Source organism: Tessaracoccus yangjingae, from assembly GCF_055326235.1.
Genome location: NZ_JBUZNN010000002.1, coordinates 317081 through 336760, shown reverse-complemented (window position 1 = coordinate 336760; position 19680 = coordinate 317081). Strand labels below are relative to the sequence as shown.

At 70.9% G+C, this 19680-nt stretch carries 16 protein-coding genes; 1 reads left to right on the top strand and 15 read right to left on the bottom strand.

All coding sequences use genetic code 11. The annotated features are described in order from the left end of the window. Window positions 1-4: 4 nt before the first annotated feature. The 13 genes from groL to ACZK5D_RS04380 all read right to left on the bottom strand — a co-directional run bounded on the left by groL (window position 5) and on the right by ACZK5D_RS04380 (window position 15320). Complete coding sequence (gene groL, locus ACZK5D_RS04440; RefSeq protein ID WP_463664408.1) at window positions 5-1588, bottom strand: chaperonin GroEL; 1584 nt, start codon at window positions 1586-1588, stop codon at window positions 5-7. Between the two features lie 10 nt (window positions 1589-1598). Further along, window positions 1599-1895, bottom strand: coding sequence for a co-chaperone GroES (gene groES, locus ACZK5D_RS04435; protein WP_068750747.1), 297 nt, complete (start codon window positions 1893-1895; stop codon window positions 1599-1601). Window positions 1896-2065: 170 nt separating this feature from the next. Then, the gene (locus tag ACZK5D_RS04430) at window positions 2066-3193 is read right to left on the bottom strand and encodes a THUMP-like domain-containing protein (RefSeq protein WP_463664407.1); all 1128 of its coding nucleotides are present in this window, start codon (window positions 3191-3193) and stop codon (window positions 2066-2068) included. Further along, entirely contained in the window at window positions 3190-3669 is a 480-nt protein-coding gene (locus tag ACZK5D_RS04425) for an NUDIX hydrolase (protein ID WP_463664406.1), read from the bottom strand. Before ACZK5D_RS04425 ends, ACZK5D_RS04430 begins: the two co-directional genes overlap by 4 nt. 1 nt (window position 3670) lies before the next feature. Next, window positions 3671-5425, bottom strand: a complete 1755-nt coding sequence (locus ACZK5D_RS04420; RefSeq protein ID WP_463664405.1) for an ABC transporter ATP-binding protein — start codon at window positions 5423-5425, stop codon at window positions 3671-3673. An 11-nt stretch (window positions 5426-5436) separates the two neighbouring features. After that, window positions 5437-6429, bottom strand: a complete 993-nt coding sequence (locus ACZK5D_RS04415) for an ABC transporter permease (protein WP_458996322.1) — start codon at window positions 6427-6429, stop codon at window positions 5437-5439. A 17-nt stretch (window positions 6430-6446) separates the two neighbouring features. Beyond that, window positions 6447-7967: an ABC transporter permease gene (locus ACZK5D_RS04410; protein WP_458996321.1), complete on the bottom strand. Its 1521-nt coding sequence runs from the start codon at window positions 7965-7967 to the stop codon at window positions 6447-6449. Window positions 7968-8136: 169 nt separating this feature from the next. Further along, entirely contained in the window at window positions 8137-9996 is a 1860-nt protein-coding gene (locus ACZK5D_RS04405) for an ABC transporter substrate-binding protein (protein ID WP_458996320.1), read from the bottom strand. A 145-nt stretch (window positions 9997-10141) separates the two neighbouring features. Then, complete coding sequence (gene tsaD / locus ACZK5D_RS04400; RefSeq protein ID WP_463664404.1) at window positions 10142-11185, bottom strand: tRNA (adenosine(37)-N6)-threonylcarbamoyltransferase complex transferase subunit TsaD; 1044 nt, start codon at window positions 11183-11185, stop codon at window positions 10142-10144. Then, a complete protein-coding gene (locus ACZK5D_RS04395) occupies window positions 11178-11663 on the bottom strand; it encodes a GNAT family N-acetyltransferase (protein ID WP_463664403.1) in 486 nt (161 codons plus the stop codon). The genes tsaD and ACZK5D_RS04395 overlap by 8 nt, the downstream gene beginning before the upstream one ends. Further along, the gene (tsaB, locus tag ACZK5D_RS04390; RefSeq protein ID WP_463664402.1) at window positions 11660-12307 is read right to left on the bottom strand and encodes a tRNA (adenosine(37)-N6)-threonylcarbamoyltransferase complex dimerization subunit type 1 TsaB; all 648 of its coding nucleotides are present in this window, start codon (window positions 12305-12307) and stop codon (window positions 11660-11662) included. The genes ACZK5D_RS04395 and tsaB overlap by 4 nt, the downstream gene beginning before the upstream one ends. Continuing rightward, window positions 12304-13224 (bottom strand): tRNA (adenosine(37)-N6)-threonylcarbamoyltransferase complex ATPase subunit type 1 TsaE, encoded by a 921-nt coding sequence (gene tsaE / locus ACZK5D_RS04385; protein ID WP_463664401.1) that lies wholly within the window; start codon window positions 13222-13224, stop codon window positions 12304-12306. The genes tsaB and tsaE overlap by 4 nt, the downstream gene beginning before the upstream one ends. Window positions 13225-13244: 20 nt before the next feature. After that, complete coding sequence (locus ACZK5D_RS04380) at window positions 13245-15320, bottom strand: DEAD/DEAH box helicase (RefSeq protein WP_463664400.1); 2076 nt, start codon at window positions 15318-15320, stop codon at window positions 13245-13247. Between the two features lie 251 nt (window positions 15321-15571). Here ACZK5D_RS04380 and ACZK5D_RS04375 point away from each other — a divergent pair, with 251 nt between their 5' ends. Beyond that, entirely contained in the window at window positions 15572-16705 is a 1134-nt protein-coding gene (locus ACZK5D_RS04375; RefSeq protein ID WP_463664399.1) for a glycosyltransferase family 4 protein, read from the top strand. A 6-nt stretch (window positions 16706-16711) separates the two neighbouring features. Here ACZK5D_RS04375 and ACZK5D_RS04370 read toward each other — a convergent pair whose 3' ends face one another. Both ACZK5D_RS04370 and ACZK5D_RS04365 read right to left on the bottom strand, forming a co-directional pair. Beyond that, complete coding sequence (locus ACZK5D_RS04370) at window positions 16712-19135, bottom strand: glycoside hydrolase family 31 protein (protein ID WP_463664398.1); 2424 nt, start codon at window positions 19133-19135, stop codon at window positions 16712-16714. A 32-nt stretch (window positions 19136-19167) separates the two neighbouring features. Further along, window positions 19168-19668, bottom strand: coding sequence for a copper chaperone PCu(A)C (locus ACZK5D_RS04365; protein ID WP_458996312.1), 501 nt, complete (start codon window positions 19666-19668; stop codon window positions 19168-19170). Window positions 19669-19680: the final 12 nt, after the last annotated feature.

Below are 19680 nucleotides of genomic sequence, written 5' to 3'. Positions count from 1 at the left end.
GCGATCAGTCGTCGGATTCGCGCTTGTCCACCACGAGGGTCTCGGTGGTGAGGAGGAGCGAGGCGATCGAGGCGGCGTTGGCGAGCGCCGAACGCGTCACCTTCACCGGATCGATGACGCCGTGCTCGACGAGGTTCTGGTACTCGTCGGTCCGCGCGTTGTAGCCGTGGCCGACTTCCATCTCCGCCACCTTGGTGGTGATGACGTAGCCGGAGACACCGCCGTTCTCGGCGATCCAGCGCAGCGGCTCCAGCAGAGCCTTGGCCACCACGTCGACGCCCGCCTTCTCGTCACCCTCGAGGCCCAAGTGGTCCTTGAGGACCGCACCGGCGTGGATGAGGGCCGAGCCGCCACCGGCGACGATGCCCTCCTCGATGGCTGCACGGGTCGCCGAGACGGCGTCCTCGATGCGGTGCTTCTTCTCCTTCAGCTCCACCTCGGTGGCAGCACCGACCTTGATGACACACACGCCGCCGGCCAGCTTCGCGATCCGCTCCTGGAGCTTCTCGCGATCCCAGTCCGAATCGGTGCGGGCCATCTCGGCCTGCAGCTGCGCAACCCGGCCGCTGACCTCGGCGTGCTCGCCGGCGCCGTCGACGATGGTTGTGTTGTCCTTGGTGACGACGATGCGACGGGCGCGGCCGAGCACCTCCAGACCCACCTGGTCCAGCTTGAGGCCCACCTCGGGGGCGACGACCTGGCCGCCGGTGAGGATCGCGATGTCCTCAAGCATGGCCTTGCGGCGGTCGCCGAAGGCCGGGGCCTTCACCGCGACCGACGTGAACGTGCCACGGATCTTGTTGACCACGAGGGTGGACAGCGCCTCCCCGTCGACGTCCTCGGCCACGATGAACAGCGTGCCCTTGGCGGCGATGACCTTCTCCAGGAGCGGGAGCAGGTCGTTCATGGACGAGACCTTGCCGCTGTGGATGAGGATGTAGGGATCCTCGAGGATGGCCTCCATCCGGTCCGCGTCGGTCACGAAGTACGGCGAGAGGTACCCCTTGTCGAACTGCATGCCCTCGGTGAACTCGAGCTCGGTCCCCATCGTGTTGGACTCGTCGACGGTGATGACGCCGTCCTTGCCCACCTTGTCGAAGGCCTCGGCGATCAGGTCGCCGATCTGCTCGTCGCGCGAGGAGATGGTGGCCACCGATGCCATGTCCGCGGTGGTGTCCACCGGGCGCGCGTTCTCACGCAGGCGCTCGACGACGGCCTCCACGGCCTTGTCCATGCCGCGCTTCAGGCCGATGGGGTTGGCCCCGGCGGTCACCGAGCGGAGGCCGGCGTGCACCATGGCCTGCGCCAGCACCGTGGCGGTGGTGGTGCCGTCACCGGCGACGTCGTTGGTCTTGGTGGCGACCTCCTTGGCGAGCTGCGCGCCCAGGTCCTCGTAGGGATCGTCGAGCTCGACCTCCTTGGCGACGGTCACGCCGTCGTTGGTGATGGTCGGAGCGCCCCACTTCTTGTCGAGCACCACGTAGCGGCCCTTGGGGCCGAGGGTCACCTTGACGGTGTTGGCGAGGATGTCCACACCGCGCTCGAGCGCGCGACGGGCCTCCTCGTCGAAAGCGAGAATCTTCGGCATGTGCTGGTCCTTACTTGCTGACGACGGCGAGGATGTCGCGGGCGTTCAGCAGGAGGTACTCCTGGCCGTCGTACTTGACCTCGGTGCCGCCGTACTTGGAGAAGATCACGACGTCGCCCTCGGCGACATCGAGGGGGACGCGGTTGCCCTTGTCGTCGATGCGGCCGGGGCCGGTGGCGATGACCTTGCCCTCCTGGGGCTTCTCCTTGGCGGTGTCGGGGATGACAAGGCCGGAAGCGGTGGTCTGGACGGCCTCAAGGGGCTGGATGAGGATACGGTCCTCAAGCGGCTTGATCGTGGTTGCCACGTCAAACACCTTTCTGTCATATCCGACCCGGGGGCCGGCTTGTAGGTCAGTGTGAAGTGGCCGGGCGTCGTCGCGGGTGCCGTCCGACCATTAGCACCCGACGTCGTCGAGTGCCAGCACTTACGTTATCCCGGGTTTAGCACTCAATCAAGCCGAGTGCCAGAGTCGGGTCATCCCCGACGCGCGACGATCGCCTTCGTGCCACCGGGAGTACGCGCGAGGATGATCGTCGCGGTCGCGCTCCCCTTCGGCCTGAGCTCGCGACGGAGGGCCGCGGGGTCGACGTCGATCGCCCGCTTCTTGATCTCCAGGGTGCCGATGCCCCGCTCCCGGACGTAGCCGCGGAGCGCCTTGACCGAGTAGTCGAGCACGTCGAGGACATGGAACCGGGTGGCCCACTGCGTCTCGACCGGATTGTCGGAGGTCAGGTAGGCCACGTGCGGGTCGAGAAGCCCCGCCCCGGGCACGGACTCCCCCACCAGCCCCGCGCGGATGGCGGCGCCGTCGGGCTCGTACACGTAGGCCCCCAGCGGGGCGACGGGGGGCGGCTGCGCGCCGTCGGCGGCCGTGAGCTCCAGCACGTCACCGCCGCTGAGCAGCACGGCCGAGCGACCCTCGGGCAGCCGGTTCCACAGCGACACCTCCACCACGTCACCGCCGTCGCTGACCCACGTGGCGCGCACGCCCCCGGGGATGAGCTCCTTGGGCAGGCCGGGCCCGAGCTTCACGCAGACGAACCGGGGTGAGGCCAGGTGGTCGAGCACCAGCTGCCAGGGCGGGGTGAAGTCGGCCACGTGCCACGTGCGGCCGCGGGCCGTGCGCCGGGCGGGATCCAGGAACACGCCGTCCGCACGGGGTACCGCCGACTCCTCGGCCCGGGCCACCTGAGCCGGCCCCGCCCCCACGAGCGCCAGGTTCCACGACGCCGCCTCGACCGTCGCCGGGTCGGCGTCCACCGCGTGCACCTCCAGCCCCACCTCGGCGAACGCCATGGCGTCGGCGCCGATGCCGCAGCCGAGATCCCACACCGTCGCCACCCCCGCGGCGGCGAAGCGCGCGGCCCGCCATCGGCGGACCGTGTCCCGGGTGGCCTGCTCGAGCCCGTCGTGGGTGAAGAGCATCTCGTCGGCGCGGGCGAACTTGGCGCGGGCACGACGGCGCAGCGCCGCCTGCGTGAGCGCCCACGCCGCGTCCTCGGGTCCGAAGGCGGCCCGCAGCCGGCCGGCCGCGCCCAGCGACGACGGGTCCGGCTCCAGCGCGGCGGCCGCAAGGGCGTCGAGCCGCGCGGGCGGGATCACGAGGAGTACCGCCAGCCCACGCTGTGGCCGCCGTCGTAGGGCAGGACGCCGTGGAACTGCGGCACCGACTCGTCGAAGACCAGGGGCAGGAAGTGCCGGTCCCCGTCCCACATCGGCAGCTCCATGACGGTGGCCACGTCGTGCCAGGCCAGGGTGCCCTCAGGGTTGGAGGCGAAGGGCTCGCCGTCGATGCCCGTGATGAGGAACACGAACCCGAACACGTCGCGGCCGTTGAAGCCCGGCCAGGACACGGTGCCGCGCAGCTGCATCGACGTCACCTCGACGCCCGCCTCCTCGCGGATCTCGCGCCGCATCGCCGAGGCGATGTCCTCGTCGCGTTCCACCTTGCCGCCCAGCCCGTTGTACTTGCCGAGCTGCTCGTCGTGCGCACGGGAGACCCGGTGGACGAGCAGCACTCGACGGCGGTCCGGGCTCACGATGTAGCCCAGCGTCGTCAGCTCCGGCGAGTACGGCATGTCAGGACGTGGCGCGCGTGCCCCGGACGTCGTCGAAGTCCAGCTCGCGGGTGTCCAGTTCCACCACCTCGTCGCCCAGCGACTTCAGCAGCTCGTAGCGCGCCTCGCGGCGCTGCCGCTGCTCGATCGGGTCCGGCACCGGCGCCGCTGCCAGCAGCCGCTTGGTGTATTCCTCCTGAGGGTCGAGCAGCACCGTCTCGCGGGCGCCCTTCTCCACGATCTTGCCGTACTGCATGACGACGACACGGTGGGCCAGCGAGTCGATGACGGCGAGGTCGTGGGAGATGAACAGGCAGGCGAACCCGAAGTCGCGCTGCAGCTCGGTGAACATCGCCAGCACCGAGGCCTGCACCGACACGTCGAGCGCGGAGGTGGGCTCGTCCGCCACCAGCAGGTCCGGGCTGAGCGACAGCGCGCGCGCGATCGAGACGCGCTGGCGCTGGCCGCCGGAGAGCTCGTGCGGGTAGCGGTTGTACACCGTGCGCGGGAGCTGGACGGCGTCCAGGAGCTCGTGCACGCGGGCCTCACGCTCCTTGGCGTTGCCCACCTTGTGGACGCTCATCGGCTCAGCGATGACGTCGCCGATCGGGAACCGGGGGTTGAGCGAGGCCGCCGGGTCCTGGAAGATCACGCCGATCCGCTTGCGCAGGGACTTGAGCTCGGCTCCGCGGAGCGCCAGCAGGTCCTGGTCGAGCACGCGGACCTCCCCGGACTTCGACGGGATGAGGCCCAGCAGCGCGCGCCCGATGGTGGACTTGCCGGATCCGGACTCCCCGACGAGGCCGACGATCTCGCCGCGGCGCACGTCGAAGCTCACGCCGTCGACGGCGCGGAACGGCTTCTTGCCCGCGCGGTGGTACTCGACGACGAGATCGCGCACGTCGAGGGCCGCCTCGGAGGCGGGGTCCACCGGGTGCGGCGCCACGCCGAACTGACCGTGGCCCTCCCCCAGCCGGGGGACGGCCGCCAGCAGCCTCTTCGTATACGGGTGCTGCGGCTGCAGCAGGACCTGCTCGACGGGGCCGCGCTCCACGATGGTGCCCTTGAACATCACGGCCACGTTGTCGGCCATGTCCGCCACCACGCCCATGTTGTGCGTGATGAGCAGGATGCCGGTGTTGAGCTTGTCCTTGAGCGAGCGCAGCAGGTCGAGGATCTCCGCCTGCACCGTGACGTCGAGGGCTGTGGTGGGCTCGTCGGCGATGATCACCTCGGGGTCGCAGGCCAGGGCCATGGCGATGACCACGCGCTGACGCATGCCGCCCGAGAGCTCGTGCGGGAACTGGTTCGCGCGGCGCTCCGCGTTGGGGATGCCGACGGCGTTGAGCAGGTCGACCGCGCGCCCCCAGGCATCGCGGCCGAAGGCCACGCCGTGCACCTCCATGGACTCGGTCAGCTGCTCGCCGATCTTGATCACCGGGTTCAGCGCCGTCATCGGCTCCTGGAACACCATGGCGACGCGGTTGCCGCGCAGCGAGCGCAGCTGCCGCCCGGCCAGCTTCCCGACGCTCTGATCGGTGACGAGGGTGTCGCCCTGGATCCGCGCCGTCTTCGGCAGCAGGCCCAGCGCGGTGGTGGCGGTGACGGACTTGCCCGAGCCGGACTCGCCGACGAGGGCCATCACCTCGCCGGGCTCCACACTCAGCGTGATGCCCTTGACGGCGTGGACCGAGCCGAACTCGGTGCGGAACGTGACGTCGAGCTGGTCGAACTTCAGCACCGGGTTCTCACCGGTGAAGCGGGGGGTGGTGGTCATGGCGGTGCTCCTCAGTCCATCTGCTGACGGGGATCGAACGCGTCGCGTAGGCCGTCGCCGATGAAGTTGACGCACAGCGCCACCGCGACGATGAACACGCCGGGCCACCAAAACAGCCAGGGCCGGGTGCTCAACGCGTTCTGGTTCTCCGAGATCAGCAGGCCGAGCGACGTGTTCGGGGGCCGCACGCCGAATCCCAGGTAGGACAGGGCCGTCTCGACCAGGATCGCCGCGGAGATGAGCAGGGTGGCGTTGACGATGATGGTGCCCAGCGCGTTGGGCAGGATGTGGCGCACGATGATCCGCCACGGGGACGTGCCGACGGCACGGGCCGCGGCCACGAACTCACGCTCGCGCAGCGACAGCACCTCACCGCGGACCAGGCGGGCGAGACCCGTCCACGACACCAGCGCCAGCATGCCCGCCAGCGCGAAGATGCCGCCGACGTTGCCGGCCATGCGGCCGAGGACGGCCGCCAGCACCAGCGTCGGGATGATGATGAACAGGTCGGTGACGCGCATGAGGAACGCCTCCGCCAGGCCCCGGAAGTACCCGGCGGCCGCACCGACGAGCGTGCCGATGACGGTGGCGGCGATGCCCACGGTGAAGGCGATGGTCAGCGAGTTCTGCGTGCCGAGCATCACCAGCGCGAAGTAGTCCTTGCCGATGGTGCTCTGCCCGAACGGGTGCTCCCCGATGGAGAACGGCCAGAGCGTCAGCGTCGGCGCCCCACCGACCTCCTGGATCGGGTAGAGGTCGACGTGGTTCTTGCTCCACCAGCCGGGGATGGGACCGAAACCGATCGAGGTGATGGCCAGCAGCGCGATGAGGATGAGGATCGTGAGCGAGACCATCGCGCCCCGGTGCCGGAGGAACCGGCGCAGCACCAGGCGGCCCTGGGAGTAGGACTTGTCCGTCGTGCTCGTCTCGTCCGGCATGCTCTCGAGCTCGTAATCGGTCTCGTGGACCTCGTCGAGCTGGGCGGGGTTGTTCGTGTCAGTCATGGTGTGACCCTCACTTCCTAGCGGGCGATCCGCGGGTCGAGGATGGCGTAGGCGATGTCGGCCAGCATGTTCATGGTGACCGCGGCCGTGCCGGTGACCAGGTAGAAGGCCATGACCGGGGCGGGGTCGACGGCGGCGAGGCCGGTCCGGAACAGGTTGCCCATGCCCTGCCAGCCGAAGACGGTCTCGGTGATGACGGCGCCGCCGATGAGGCCGGCGAAGTCGAAGGCCACGATCGTGGCCAGCGGGATCAGCGAGTTGCGCAGCGCGTGGCGCGTGATCACCTTGCGCTCAGAGATGCCCTTGGAGCGCGCCGTGCGGATGTAGTCCTGGTTGAGCACGTCCAGCATCGAGGCGCGCGTGTAGCGCGTGTAGGAGGCGATCGAGATCAGCATGAGCGTGATGGTCGGCAGCACCAGGTGCGTGAGGGCGTCGATGGAGTGCATCCAGAAGGTTGACTCGTAGTTCGGCGTCATCGAGCCGATGGTGGGGATCGGCCTCGGCTGCTCCGTGAGGTACTGGGCCCAGTTGCTCAGCAGGAGGTCACTGATCGCCAGCAGCGAGGCCAGCAGCGCCGTGATGACGGACGCGAAGGTGGCCTGCCGGCGTGAGAAGCCACCGAGTAGCTGCCCCGCCGCGACACCGGCGGCGATGGCCGCGACGAAGCACAGCAGCAGCACCGGGATCGAGCCGTTGGTCATCAGGTAGCCGCGCACCGCGATGTAGCCCACCAGCGCGACGCCCGCGGTGGCGCCGACGGCGTTGCGCACCCGGTGGTTCTGGAACCCGGAGGTCAGCACGATCACCAGCGCGGCCGCGCCGAGGACGGCGAGCACGTAGACCGGGATGCCGATGGCGGGGCGCCGGAACCAGGTCACGGCGTCGAAGTAGATGAGGATGGCCGCGATGCCCGCCGCGACCGCGCCGAAGGTGATCAGCCGGCGCTTGAGGTCGCCGCCCATGGCGGCCTGGATGATGAACGCCAGCACCACCGCCACGCCGATGATCACCGGCCAGCTCAGGTCGGCGTCGACGATCCAGTTGTTGAACTCGATGGCCGCGTAGTGCTTGAGCAGAACGCCGAGCCAGAACACCGGCAGCGAGAACGCGATGAAGGCGAACAGGGTGACGCCGTAGTCGAATCCGCTGTACTGGCGGATGGCGGTCACGATGCCGAGGATGACGCCCGCCGCGATGGCCAGCAGCGATGCCAGGACCACCAGCCGCAGCGTCGAGCCGGCCGCGGTGGCGACCAGCGCGTTGACCGACTGCCCGTTGATCGCGGTGCCGAGATCGCACTGCCCGATCAGGCACTTCGATGCGCCCGTGACCCAGTCCCAGTACCGCTCGTACCAGGGCATGTTGAGGCCCATGTTCTCGATCCGCTGCTTGATCCGGTTCTCCCGGTTGGGGTCGTTCGACTCGCGCAGGTCCTGGAGGGGATCACCGGAGTTGATGACGAGCACGTACAGCAGCAGTGACCCCAACAGGAGGATCGCGAGCGAGATCCCCAGGCGTTTCGCAATGAACTTGAGCAAGATCGGTCCTCTGACATGGTTCGGGCGCCGGCGGCGGCGCCCATCCGCCGCATACTACGGCAGAGATAGAAGTGGATGAAAGTGTGTATGCACGTGAATCGGGGCAGGTGACCTTGGCCCCCTGCCCCGATTCCGTCAGCGACTATCGTGCGGTGGTGTCAGCCGCAGGTCACTTGGCGACCCACTGCGGAGCGTTCCACGACACCTGGTCCTGCGTGGCGGTGCCGCGCACGTTGCTCAGGGTGGAGTCGTAGGCGACGACCAGCGGGTGGGCGTACAGCGGGATGCCGAACAGCTGATCCCACAGTTCCTTCTCGATGATCTTGGTCTGCTCGAGGTGGACGCTCTCGTCGAGGGTGGCGACGAGCTCGGCCCAGGCGGCGTCGACGACGGCGCTGGAGAACTCGCCGTAGTTCTGCCCCTTGTTGGTGGCGTAGATGTTCTCACCGGAGGTGATCTGGCCGGAGCCGGCCCACGCGAACAGGGCCACCTCGTAGTCGCCGTTGACGAGCGCGTTGTCGAAGAAGTCCTCGGCGCTGGCGTCGATCACGTTGAACCCGGCGTCCTTGCAGGAGGCCTGGATCGCGGCGACGGTCTCGGCGCGACGCTGGTTGCCGGCGCGGTAGCCGATGCGGACGTCGACGGGCGTGGTGACGCCGGCCTCCGCCAGGGCGGCCTTGGCCGCGTCGATGTCGACCACGTCGAAGCGACCGTCGTAGGCGGCGCCGACGATCTCGTCATAGGTGTCCTGGAACGGGAACACCTCGCGGGCGTTCATCAGGACGGTGTCGGGCGAGATCGGGGCGATCAGCGTGTCGACGATCTGCTGCCTGGGCACGCAGTGGGCGAACGCGGTGCGCATCTGCAGGCCGGTGTCCGGGTTGCCGAAGACGTTGTTCTCGCGGAAGTTGAAGTCGAGGTGCTCCCACGTCAGCGACGAGCCGCTCTCGATGGTCACGGCGGAGCCGAGGGCCTCGAGCTGGCCGACGGTGTCGACCGTGGCCTGCGGCTGGATGACCTGGACGTCCTTGTTGCCAAGCGCCTGGACCTGCTGTGCGTCGTCGATGAACCGGAAGACGAGGTCACGCGTACCGGCCGGGGTGCCCCAGTAGGACTCGTTGGCGGTCAGGGTCAGCGAGTTGCCGGCCTGCCAGCTGCCCTCCTTGAGGACGTACGGGCCGGAGGAGGGGGTGATCGCCGCATCGGGCAGCTCACCGGGGTTGAAGATCCAGCCCTCGTTCCAGAAGGTGGCGGCGGACTTCACGGTCTCGGCGTCGCGGTCGAGGACGGCCTGCGCCAGGGCGCCGGGCTCGAGTCCGCTCTGGGCCGCGATGACGTGCTCGGGCAGGGCCGAGGTCACGATGATGCGGTAGTCCGGGTTGGGGTTGGTGTAGGTGATGGAGAACTCCTTGGAGTCCACCTCACCCTCGGGGCCCTCGAGGACGTACTGCGCGAACGACGTCGACACGTGGTCGAAGACGGCGGACGCGTCCGGGTTCTCGCCGCTGGCGAAGCCGGGGGCGATGAACTCGGGGTTCTGGGCCGCCCACTCCATCAGGTAGTCGTTGATGGTGACCGGCGTGCCGTCGGACCAGGCCGCGTCCTCGTTGATCGTGTACTTGACGGTCAGCGGGTCCTCGGAGGTCACCTCGTAGGTGCCGAAGTCCGTGTTGTCGCAGATCGTGCCGTCGGTACCGAAGTACACGAAGCTCGAGAACATGTGGGCGGCGATCACCGAGTTGTACGTGGAGTACGTGGCGTTGGTGATGGTGTTGTAGCCGCTCCAGTCGCCGGGGCCGGCGGTGTAGCGGACCTCGCCGTCGGCGGTCTCGGTGATGCCGACGTCCTGCAGGCAGCCGGACGCGGCGTCGCCGCCCGCACCCTCGCTGCTGCTGGCGGACGCGGTGGCCGAGGCGGCACCGGACGCGGTGTCTTCAGGTTCGGTGGGTTCTGGGCTGGTGCAGGCGCCGAGCAGGAGTGCTCCGCTCAAGACCAGGCCGAGGGACACCTTGGTTCCCTGGAACTTCATTCCTTCTCCTAAGTCGTCGAACGACGGAAGAGGCCCGAACGGGCCGAGTGATTCCAGGAACCTACCGAAGGCACGTTCAAATCGGCTAGGGCCACACCGGCTTTGACACCCAATCGTTACCAAATTGTGTGATTGCGCACCGAAATCAGACGACGATCGTGCTCACCGGGAGCCCCGAGTGGGCGGAGATGCCCATCCCCGAGGGTCGCACCCCGGCCATGATCACCTCGCTGCCGACGGCCGCGATCATGGCGCCGTTGTCCGTGCAGAGCGCCGGCCTGGGCCTGCGCAGCTCGATTCCGGCCTCCGCGGCGCGCTCCTCCAGGAGCGTCCGCAGCCGCGAGTTGGCCGCGACACCCCCGCCGATGAGGATGGAGTTGACGCCGAGGTGCCGGGCCGCGTCGACAGTCTTGGCGGTCAGCACGTCGCAGACGGCCTCCTGGAAGCTCGCCGCGACATCGTTGACCGGCACCTCTCCCCCGTCGAGACGGCGCTGCTCCACCCACCGCGCGACGGCGGTCTTGAGCCCGGAGAACGAGAAGTCGAAGCGGTGCTGCTCCATGTCGTGGCGCGCGGCGAGGCCGCGCGGGAACCGGATGGCGGTGGGGTCGCCGTCCTGCGCCGCCTTGTCGATCACCGGGCCGCCCGGGTAGGGCAGGCCCAGGACGCGCGCCACCTTGTCGTAGGCCTCGCCGGCCGCGTCGTCGATCGTGGAGCCCACCTCAGTGATGCGGGTGGCGATGTCCTCGACGTGGAGCAGCTGGGTGTGCCCGCCGGAGACCAGCAGCGCCAGCGACGGCATCGGCAGGGGCCCGTGATCGAGCAGGTCCACCGCGACGTGGCCCACCAGGTGGTTCACGCCGTACAGAGGCTTGTTCAGGTAGGCCGCGAGCGCCTTGGCGGAGGCCAGCCCCACGACGAGGGCGCCCATCAGCCCGGGGCCGGCGGTCACCGCCACGGCGTCCAGGTCGGCGAGGTCGACGTCGGCCTTGGCGGCCGCCCTCTCCAGCGTGGGGATGAGGGCCGACAGGTGGGCGCGGCTGGCCACCTCGGGCACCACTCCGCCGAAGCGCACGTGCAGGTCCACCGAGCTGGCCACCTCGTTGGCGAGCAGGGTGCGGCCGCGGACGATCCCCACCCCCGTCTCGTCGCACGACGACTCCAGGCCGAGCACCAGGGGCTCACTCATCGCTGTCCTCCATGTCCCACATGCCGACGGAATCCGCGTCGACGCCCTCCAGCCGGCGTTCCAGGATCAGCGCATCGGCCCCGGGCCCGTAGTAGTCCGGGCGCGTGGCCACCGCCACGAACCCGTAGCCCTGATAGAGCTGGATGGCCGGGGCGTTGCCGGCGTCCACCTCCAACAACATCCGGCGGGCGCCGTGCCCGATGGCCCACTGCAGGCCGGCCATGAGCATCACCCGGGCGAAACCCAGCCGGCGCTGTTGGGGCGCCACCACGATCCGGTGCAGGTCCGCCACGTCGTCGACGAGTTGGAAGGCGGCCACCCCCACCGTCTCGCCGCCCTGGCGCCTGGCGATGAGGACGAGCCTGCCGTCCCCCGTCACCTCCTGGTGCCAGGAGTGCTCGGACCACGGGGTATCGAAGTGCGCCTCGAGCGCGAGGATGTCGGGCAGGTCCTCCACCTCGGCCGTCTCGACGATCATCGCGCGGCCCGCAGCCGGGGCAGCGCCGACTTCGGCTTGCCCGGCACCGTCGCGTCGGCCGGGCGCAGGTAGAAGGGCTCCGCGCCGGCCGGCCGCAGCGTGCGCCAGCGGGCGGCGAGCAGCGCCGGATCGAGCGCGTCAGGGCCTCGCACGTCGAGCAGGTCGCGGTAGGGCCCGGGGACCGCCCCGGCCACCGGCAGCGCCGGCACCTGCTGCGGCGCGGTCACCTGCGGGTCCGAGGTCCGGAGGCCGTCGGCGGCGTAGGTGGCCCAGTACAGCTCCTTGCGGCGGGCGTCCGCCGCGACCACGAACTCTGCAGGGGCGCCGGCCTCGGCCCATTGCCGGGCGACCACGTCGAGCGAGCAGACCCCATGGGGCTCAAGGCCGGCGGCGTGCGCGAGGGTCCACGCGGTGGCGACGCCGACCCGCAGCCCGGTGAACGGGCCCGGACCCATCCCGACGACGATCTCGTCGAGGTCCCGCAGCGCGATGCCGGCCGTCGAACAGGCCTCCAGCACCGAGGGCATCAGGGCCTCCGCATGCGCGCGGGTGTCGTCGACCACGACCCGGGTGTGCGGCTCCCCGTCGAGGGCGAGGCCCACCGCGACGACGTGGCTTGTGTCGATGGCGAGGGTCCAGGTCATGGGTTCTCCCTGAGGACGTCGAGGGCGCCGGCCCAGCGGGGGCCGAATCCGGTGAGGTAGACGGTGCGCTCGTCGGACTGCACGCCGCGCACGATGTCGATCTCCAGACGGTCGTCGGCCAGCCACTCGGCCAGGCCGTGGCCCCATTCGACGAGGGTGACCGACTCGGGCAGGGAAGCGTCGAGATCGATGTCGGCCAGCTCGGACGGATCGCCCAGGCGGTAGGCGTCGACGTGGACCAGCCCGGGGCCATCGCCGCGGGGCGGGTGGACGCGGGAGATGACGAACGTGGGCGAGATGATGGGCCCTTCCACGTCGAGGCCCGCGCCGATGCCCTGCGTGAGCGTGGTCTTGCCGGCGCCGAGGTCGCCCGTGGCGACGATGACGTCGCCCTTGCGGAGGACGCCCGCGAGCCGACGGCCCAGGCGGGTCATGTCCTCGGCGGTGGGCACGTCCACCACCACGGGCAGGTCGCGGCCCATCCGGAAACCGTGCGGCTCGGGCGCGATGACGTCGAACCCGTGGTCCCGCCACCAGTCCACCAGCTGCGGGAACTCCTCACGGGCGAACAGGGACGCGCGCCTCGCGCCCAGGTCCGCCGCCACCGTCAGGGCCCCCTCCACCAGCGACCGGGCCACGCCCTGGCCGCTGGCGGACGGCAGCACCGACACGCGGCGCAGCGTGGCCGTGCCGTCGACGATGTCGACCAGCAGGCCCGCGATGATGTGACCCTCGCGCTCCACCACCACGCCGAAGCCGTCGGTGAGGGCGCGCTCGATGTCTGCCACCTCGTCGGTCAGCGCCTCAGCCGGTGGATCCACCGCCGGACGCGCCGCGAACGCCTGATGGATGACGTGCAGCAGGCCGGCGGCGTCTGCCGGGTCCGCGATGCGGATGGTCAGGGCGGAGGTGTCCATAGGCGCGAAATCCTACGCCCTCACCAACGATCCCTGCGGCCCCCGCGCTGCCCGCGGCCGCCGTCGTAGCGACGGCCGCGGCCGCCGCCCTCGGGACGACGACGCGCCTGCTGCTTGGGGGCGATGAGCGCCTGGTAGTCCGCCTCGGAGATCTCGACCCCGGAGGTGGGCCGGGCGCCGGTGGCCTCGCGCAGCTCGTCCGAGCCGGGGTAGACCTCGAGCGGGCTGGCCTTGACGCCCGCCTGGCCGAGGAGGCGCTGGGCCATCTTCTGCTGATGCGGAAGCACCACGGTGGCCACGACGCCCTCCTGCCCGGCGCGCGCGGTGCGGCCGGCGCGGTGGAGGTAGTCCTTGGAGTCACGCGGCGGGTCCACCTGCAGCACCAGGGTCACGTCGTCGACGTGGATGCCGCGGGCGGCGACGTCGGTGGCGACGAGCACGGGGACGGTGCCCTCACGGAACGCCGCGAGGATCCGCGCCCGGGCGCCCTGGGTGAGGCCGCCGTGCAGCGACCCCGCCATCACGCCCGCCTCGCGGAGCTGGCCCGCGATGCGGTCCGTGCCCATCTGAGTGCGCGCGAACAGCACGGTGCGGCCCTCGCGGTTGGCGATCTCGGCGGTGATCTGGTTCTTGTGGTGGGGGCGCACGATCAGCGGACGGTGCACCATCGTCGTGACCGACGCCTGGCCCGAGTCCACCTCATGGGTGACGGCGTCGTGCAGGTAGGTCCGCACGATGGAGTCGACGGCCTCGTCCAGGGTGGCGGAGAACAGCAGCCGCTGCCCGCCCTCCGGGGTGGCGTCGAGCAGGGTGCGGACGTCCTTGGTGAAGCCGAGGTCCGCCATGTGGTCGGCCTCGTCCAGGACGGAGATCTGCACCTGGCTCAGGTCTGCGGCGCCCTGCTCCAGCAGGTCGATGAGCCGGCCGGGGGTGGCCACCACGACGTCGACGCCGCGCTCGAAGGCGCGGATCTGCGGGCCGTAGGCCATGCCGCCCGCGATGAGCGTGAGGTCCAGCTTCAGGGCCGCCGCGAGTGGGGCGAGCACATCGGCGATCTGCAGCGCCAACTCGCGGGTGGGGGTCAGGATCATAGCGCGCGGCGAGCCGACGGGGGTGCCCTCGGCGAGGCGGGTGAGCATCGCCAGGCCGAACGCCAGCGTCTTGCCGGAGCCGGTGCGGCCGCGGCCCAGCACGTCACGACCCGCGATGGCGTCGGCGATGGTGGCCGCCTGGATCGGGAACGGGGCGGTGATGCCCTGGCCCGCGAGCACGCGGACCATGGGCTCGGCGACGCCGAGCTCGAAGAAGCCCGAGGCGACCTCGCCCTCCACGCCCTCGGCGGTGGTGGCGGTCCAGCTCATCTGGTCCGCCTCGGGCGCGTCGAAGTTATCCTCGCGCGGGGCGCGGGTGTCGCGGCGGTCGTGTCCCCGGCGGTCCTCGTGGCCGCGGGGCTCGTGGTTGCGGCGGACGTCGATGTGGGGCGGCATGGAGCTGCGACGGTGGCCGCCGGAGCGCTCGCCACCGCGGTCGCCGCGCCGGTCGTCGCGGTCCCCCCAGGCGGGGCGGTCGCCCTGCCGGCGGTCGTCGCGGGCGGGGCGGCTGTCGCGGTCGCCCCAGGCGGGGCGGTCGTCGCGGTAACGGTCGTTGCCGCGGGGGCGGTCGTCGCGGGATCGGTCGCCGTAGCGGTCGTTGCCGCGCGGGCGGTCGTCGCGGGACCGGTCGCCGTAACGGTCGTTGCCGCGCGGGCGGTCGTCGCGGGACCGGTCACCGTAACGGTCGTTGCTGCGAGGGCGATCGCCGTAGCGGTCGTTTCCGCGCGGGCGGTCGTCGCGGGCGGGACGGTCGTCGCGGTAGGAGCGCTCGTCGCGCGCCGGTCGGTCGTCGCGGGCGGGACGCTCGTCGCGACGCTCGGCGCCCTCCTGCTCGGGCTTGGGCACGTACGGGCGGTCACCGAACTCGAGGGCGCGGCGCTGCTTGCGGTTGAGGGGGGCGCCGGCGGCGGGGGCGTCGTTCTTGCCTGCCCGGCGCTGGGCCTTGAGGCCCTTCGCGGTGCGCTGCTCGGCGGTCCAGCGTTGTTTCTGGCGTGGTGCATTCATGATGGAGGAATCCTCTGCGGGGGTATGGGCCCTGAAAGTCGGGCCGCTTGGGCCCACGGACGGGGCCCCTCGATTTGCCCGCTCATCTGTCACACGCTGGCGTTGATCGCCTTACCGGGCCCATTGAGTCTACGCTCTCCGCCCCGGATCACCGAATCGGCGGTATCGCCGTCCCCGAAGCGTCATCCCGCGTTCACCGGGGGTTCTCCTCGCCGAGGGGCCCCGGACACGTGCCTCCGTAGAATTGTGGTGTGCGGGTAGCCATCGTCGCGGAGTCCTTCCTCCCGAGCGTGAACGGGGTCACGAACTCCGTGCTGCGGGTCCTCGAACACCTGCGCGCCACTGGCCATGAGGCCATGGTCATCGCCCCACACGCGGGCGAGGGCACGCCGTCGCAGTACCTGGGCTTCCCCGTCGAGACGGTGGCCAGCGTCGGCCTTCCCGGCTACGACGTGGTGCGCGTGGTGACCACGCCGTCCTTCACCATCGGCCGCATCCTCACCGGTTTCGCCCCTGACGTCGTCCACCTGGCGGCACCCTTCGTGGTGGGCTACAAGGCGGCCACCGTCGCGGCGAGGCTGGGCATCCCCATGGTGGGCGTCTACCAGACCGAGGTGCCCACCTACGCCGCCCGGTACGGGTTCCCGCAGTTCGAGCCGCTGCTGTGGCACCACGTGCGCCAGGTCCACTCGCTGGCCTCGCTCAACCTGGCGCCGTCGACGTTCGCCCGCGACCAGCTGATCGGGCAGGGCGTGCCGCGGGTCGCGGTGTGGGGCCGCGGCGTGGACTCGGAGCGGTTCAGCCCCGGCAGGCGCAGCGCCGCGTTCCGGTCCGTCCACGCGCCGAACGGTGAGCGGCTGATCGGCTACATGGGCAGGCTCGCCACCGAGAAGCGGGTGGAGGACCTGGCGGCCGTGGCTGACCTGCCACACACCCGCCTGGTGATCATCGGCGACGGGCCGCTGCGCGGGCAGCTCCAGGCCGCGCTGCCCCGGGCCGTGTTCCTCGGCGAACTGACCGGCGATGCCCTCCCCACCGCGCTGGCCAGCCTGGACCTCTTCGTGCACCCTGGAGAGCTGGAGACCTTCTGCCAGTCCATCCAGGAGGCCAAGGCCTCGGGGCTGCCGGTGATCGCGCCCCGTCGCGGCGGTCCCATCGACCTCATCGACCAGTCGCGCACCGGATGGCTCTACCGCCCGGGGGACCTGGCCGGGATGCGGGGTCACGTGGTGGACCTCATCGGCGACGACGCCAAGCGCGCCGCGTTCGGCCGGGCGGCCCGTCTCTCCACCCTCGACCGGAGCTGGGAGCGGGTCTGCACCGAGCTGGTGGGCCATTACCGCAAGGCCATCGCCAAGTCGGTGCGCAGCCACCAGCTCATCTGAGGACGCTCACCACACCTCGCGCGCGGCGGCCACCTCCACCAGCGCGTCCCTCAGGGCCGTGGGGATGTCTATGCCTGCCAGCTCCTGCACCAGCCCCAGCCCGCCCAGGCCCGTCACCGCCCGCCAGGCGGCCTCCTTGACCGAGAACCCGATCTCCGCCGCGTCGATGAGGGCGAAGGCCTCACCCTGCAGGTCGCGGGGCGTGGTCCGGGCGCCCACGAGACGCACCACGATCTCCGCGCCCAGGTCCACCTCCCCCAGCGCCACGCGGAGCGCCGGTGCGAGCAGCTCGTCGGTCATCGGCACCGGCGCCCCGAGGTGCCACGGCCGGCCGGCCACCCACGCCTCCGCGCCGTCGGCCGAGGCGACACCGACGAGGTCCAGGTTGACGGTCCTGAGGTCGACGACGCCGCGCTCCGGCCGCAGCGTGACGGTCAGCGTGGCGGTGTCGTCCGGATGCACGTCCAACGACTGCTCGATGCGCACCGCCCGCCGCTGCTGCGGCCCGGGGTCGGCGCTGCCGTCGTCCTCGACGAGGTGCGACACCGCGGACCCCGGGAGCACCCGCAGGTCCAGCGACGCCGGCGCAGCCGAGACGTCCCCCATCACATCGGACGCCAGAGGGACCACCGCCCCGGCGCGGGCCAGCACCGGATAGCCGCCGAGCCCCCGGTGCAGTGTCACGGCCCGTCCGCCGTCGTGGCGGTGGCCGGTGAACATGTCGATCCAGGAGCCCTCGGGGAGCCAGGCGCGGACCGACGAGAGGTGCGCGGCGGAGTCCTCGGCCGTGGTGATCGGGGCCACCAGCAGGTGCTCGCCGAGCATCGCCTGGTTCGGGACGTGATAGGCGGCGACCTCGGCGGGATGGTCGTGGTACATCGGCCTCACCAGGGCCACCTGGTCGGTGTGCGCGGCCCACGCGGCCGTGTACAGGTAGGGCACGAGCCGGTGCCGGAGCCTCAGGAAGGCCGCCATGATCCGCTCGGCGGCCGGGCCGTAGCCCCAGGGCTCCTTGGACGCGAAGGGGCTCGACGACGAGTGCAGCCGGTTCACCGGGGAGAAGACGCCCAGCTGGAACCAGCGCACGGCCATCTCGACGTCGCGGCTGCCGAACATGTGCCCGCCGATGTCGTGGCTCCACCAGGGGTAGCCGATGTTGGCGGCCGTCGCGGTGAAGTACGGCTGGAAGTCCAGCGACTCCCACGTGGTGATGGTGTCGCCCGAGAAGCCCACCGGGTAGCGGTGGCTGCCGGGGCCGGAGTAGCGGGAGAAGGTCAGCGGACGCCGGCCGGCACGCGCCGAGTCGTGGTAGTGGATGTGGTTGAGCATCCACAGCGGGTCGAGGCCCGCCACGGCCGTGGCCCCGCCCGACTGCCAGTCGATCCACCAGAAGTCCACCCCCTGGTCCTCCAGCGGGTGGTGCAGATGGGTGAGGTAGGCGTCCACGAACTCCCGCGACGTGACGTCGAACTCGACGGCGGCGCCGGAGTCCGGGTCGATCCCCATGGCTCGCGCGACGGCCGGGTAGGCCTCCTCGTGCCTGCGGACCCCGTCGGCCGGGTGCACGTTGAGGGTGACCGCGAGCCCACGGTCGTGCAGGGCGGCCAGGAAGGCGGACGGGTCCGGGAAGAGGTCGCGGTTCCACGTGTAGCCCGTCCACCCGGTGCCGAGTTCCGGGTCGACGTCCGTGACGTGCCAGTCCATGTCGATCACGGCCACCGACAGCGGGATCCGCTCGGCGCGGAAGCGGTCCATGACCCCCAGGTACTCCTCTGCCCGGTAGGGCCAGTAGCGGCTCCACCAGTTGCCCAGGACGAAGCGCGGCACCAGCGGGACGGGACCGGTGAGCCGGTGGTAGTCGGCCAGGGCGGCCCGGTAGTCCAGGCCGTGCGCGAAGAGGTAGAGGTCGCGGCCGCCGGGGCGGCGAGGGGCCACCCACCCGTCGTCGGAGAGCAGCACCGTCGAGGAGTCGTCGAGCACGGCGAAGCCGTAGGTGGCGAGGATCCCGGGTTCCAGCGGGCAGGCGCCGTCCACCTCGTCGAGCGTGCGGGCGGTGCCCAGCAGATTGCCGCGGCCGGGGAGGCTCTGGGGATAGGTCTCGCCGAAGCGCCAGGTGGCGTAGTGGGGGTCCGATGCCCCGCGGGTCAGGGTGACGCTGAGCCCCGAGGCGCTGAACGGGCCCCGGTCGTAGCGGAGCCGGAGGTGGTCCGTGCGCACCTCCAGCGAGCCGCCCACGTCGTCGACGGTGAAGCCGGGCACGTCGAAGGAGCGGTCGGCCACGGTCTGCGTCCGCTGGTCGACGAAGACTCCCTCAGGGTGCCACTCGAGCCGCAACAGCCGGCTGCTGAGGACCGTGATCCGGTACGTCGCGCCGGCGACGACCGCATCAGGGTGCGCCGGTGCTGGCCGGCCGTCCGACATGGCGAACATGGGTGCGTCCTCTCCGCGGCGCACCCGACGGGTCAGCCGTCGGTGCTCGGCGCGTGGGTGTGGTAGGTGTCCTGCTCCTCGGTGAACTCCTTCACCGGGGCGACCAGTTCGATGGACTGTCCGTCGTCGAACTCTAGCGTGCAGGCGATCTCCTCGGCGCCGGCGGCCAACTCCCTTGTCAGCCCCATGAGCATGACGTGGGGCCCGCCGGGCGCGAGGTGGGCGTGCTCGCCGGCGGGCACCGGAAGGCCGCCCTCCGCCTCCTGCATCACCATCTGGCCGTCGGCCTCCACCATCTCGTGCAGCTCGACCTTCCCCGCAACGTCGCCGCAGTCCGCGGCCACCAGCATCCGGTCCTCCTCCGACGGGTTGGTGAGGTTGACGAAGAGGGCGGTCATCTCCGGCATCTCGGTGCCGACGGTGGCGCGGACCCACGGGTCGGCGGCGATGACTCCGGGTGTGGCGCTCTGCGCGGGCGAGCAGGCGGCCAGGGCGGCGACGGCGATGACGGGGGCGGCTAGCTTCGACTTCACCCTTGCAGCATA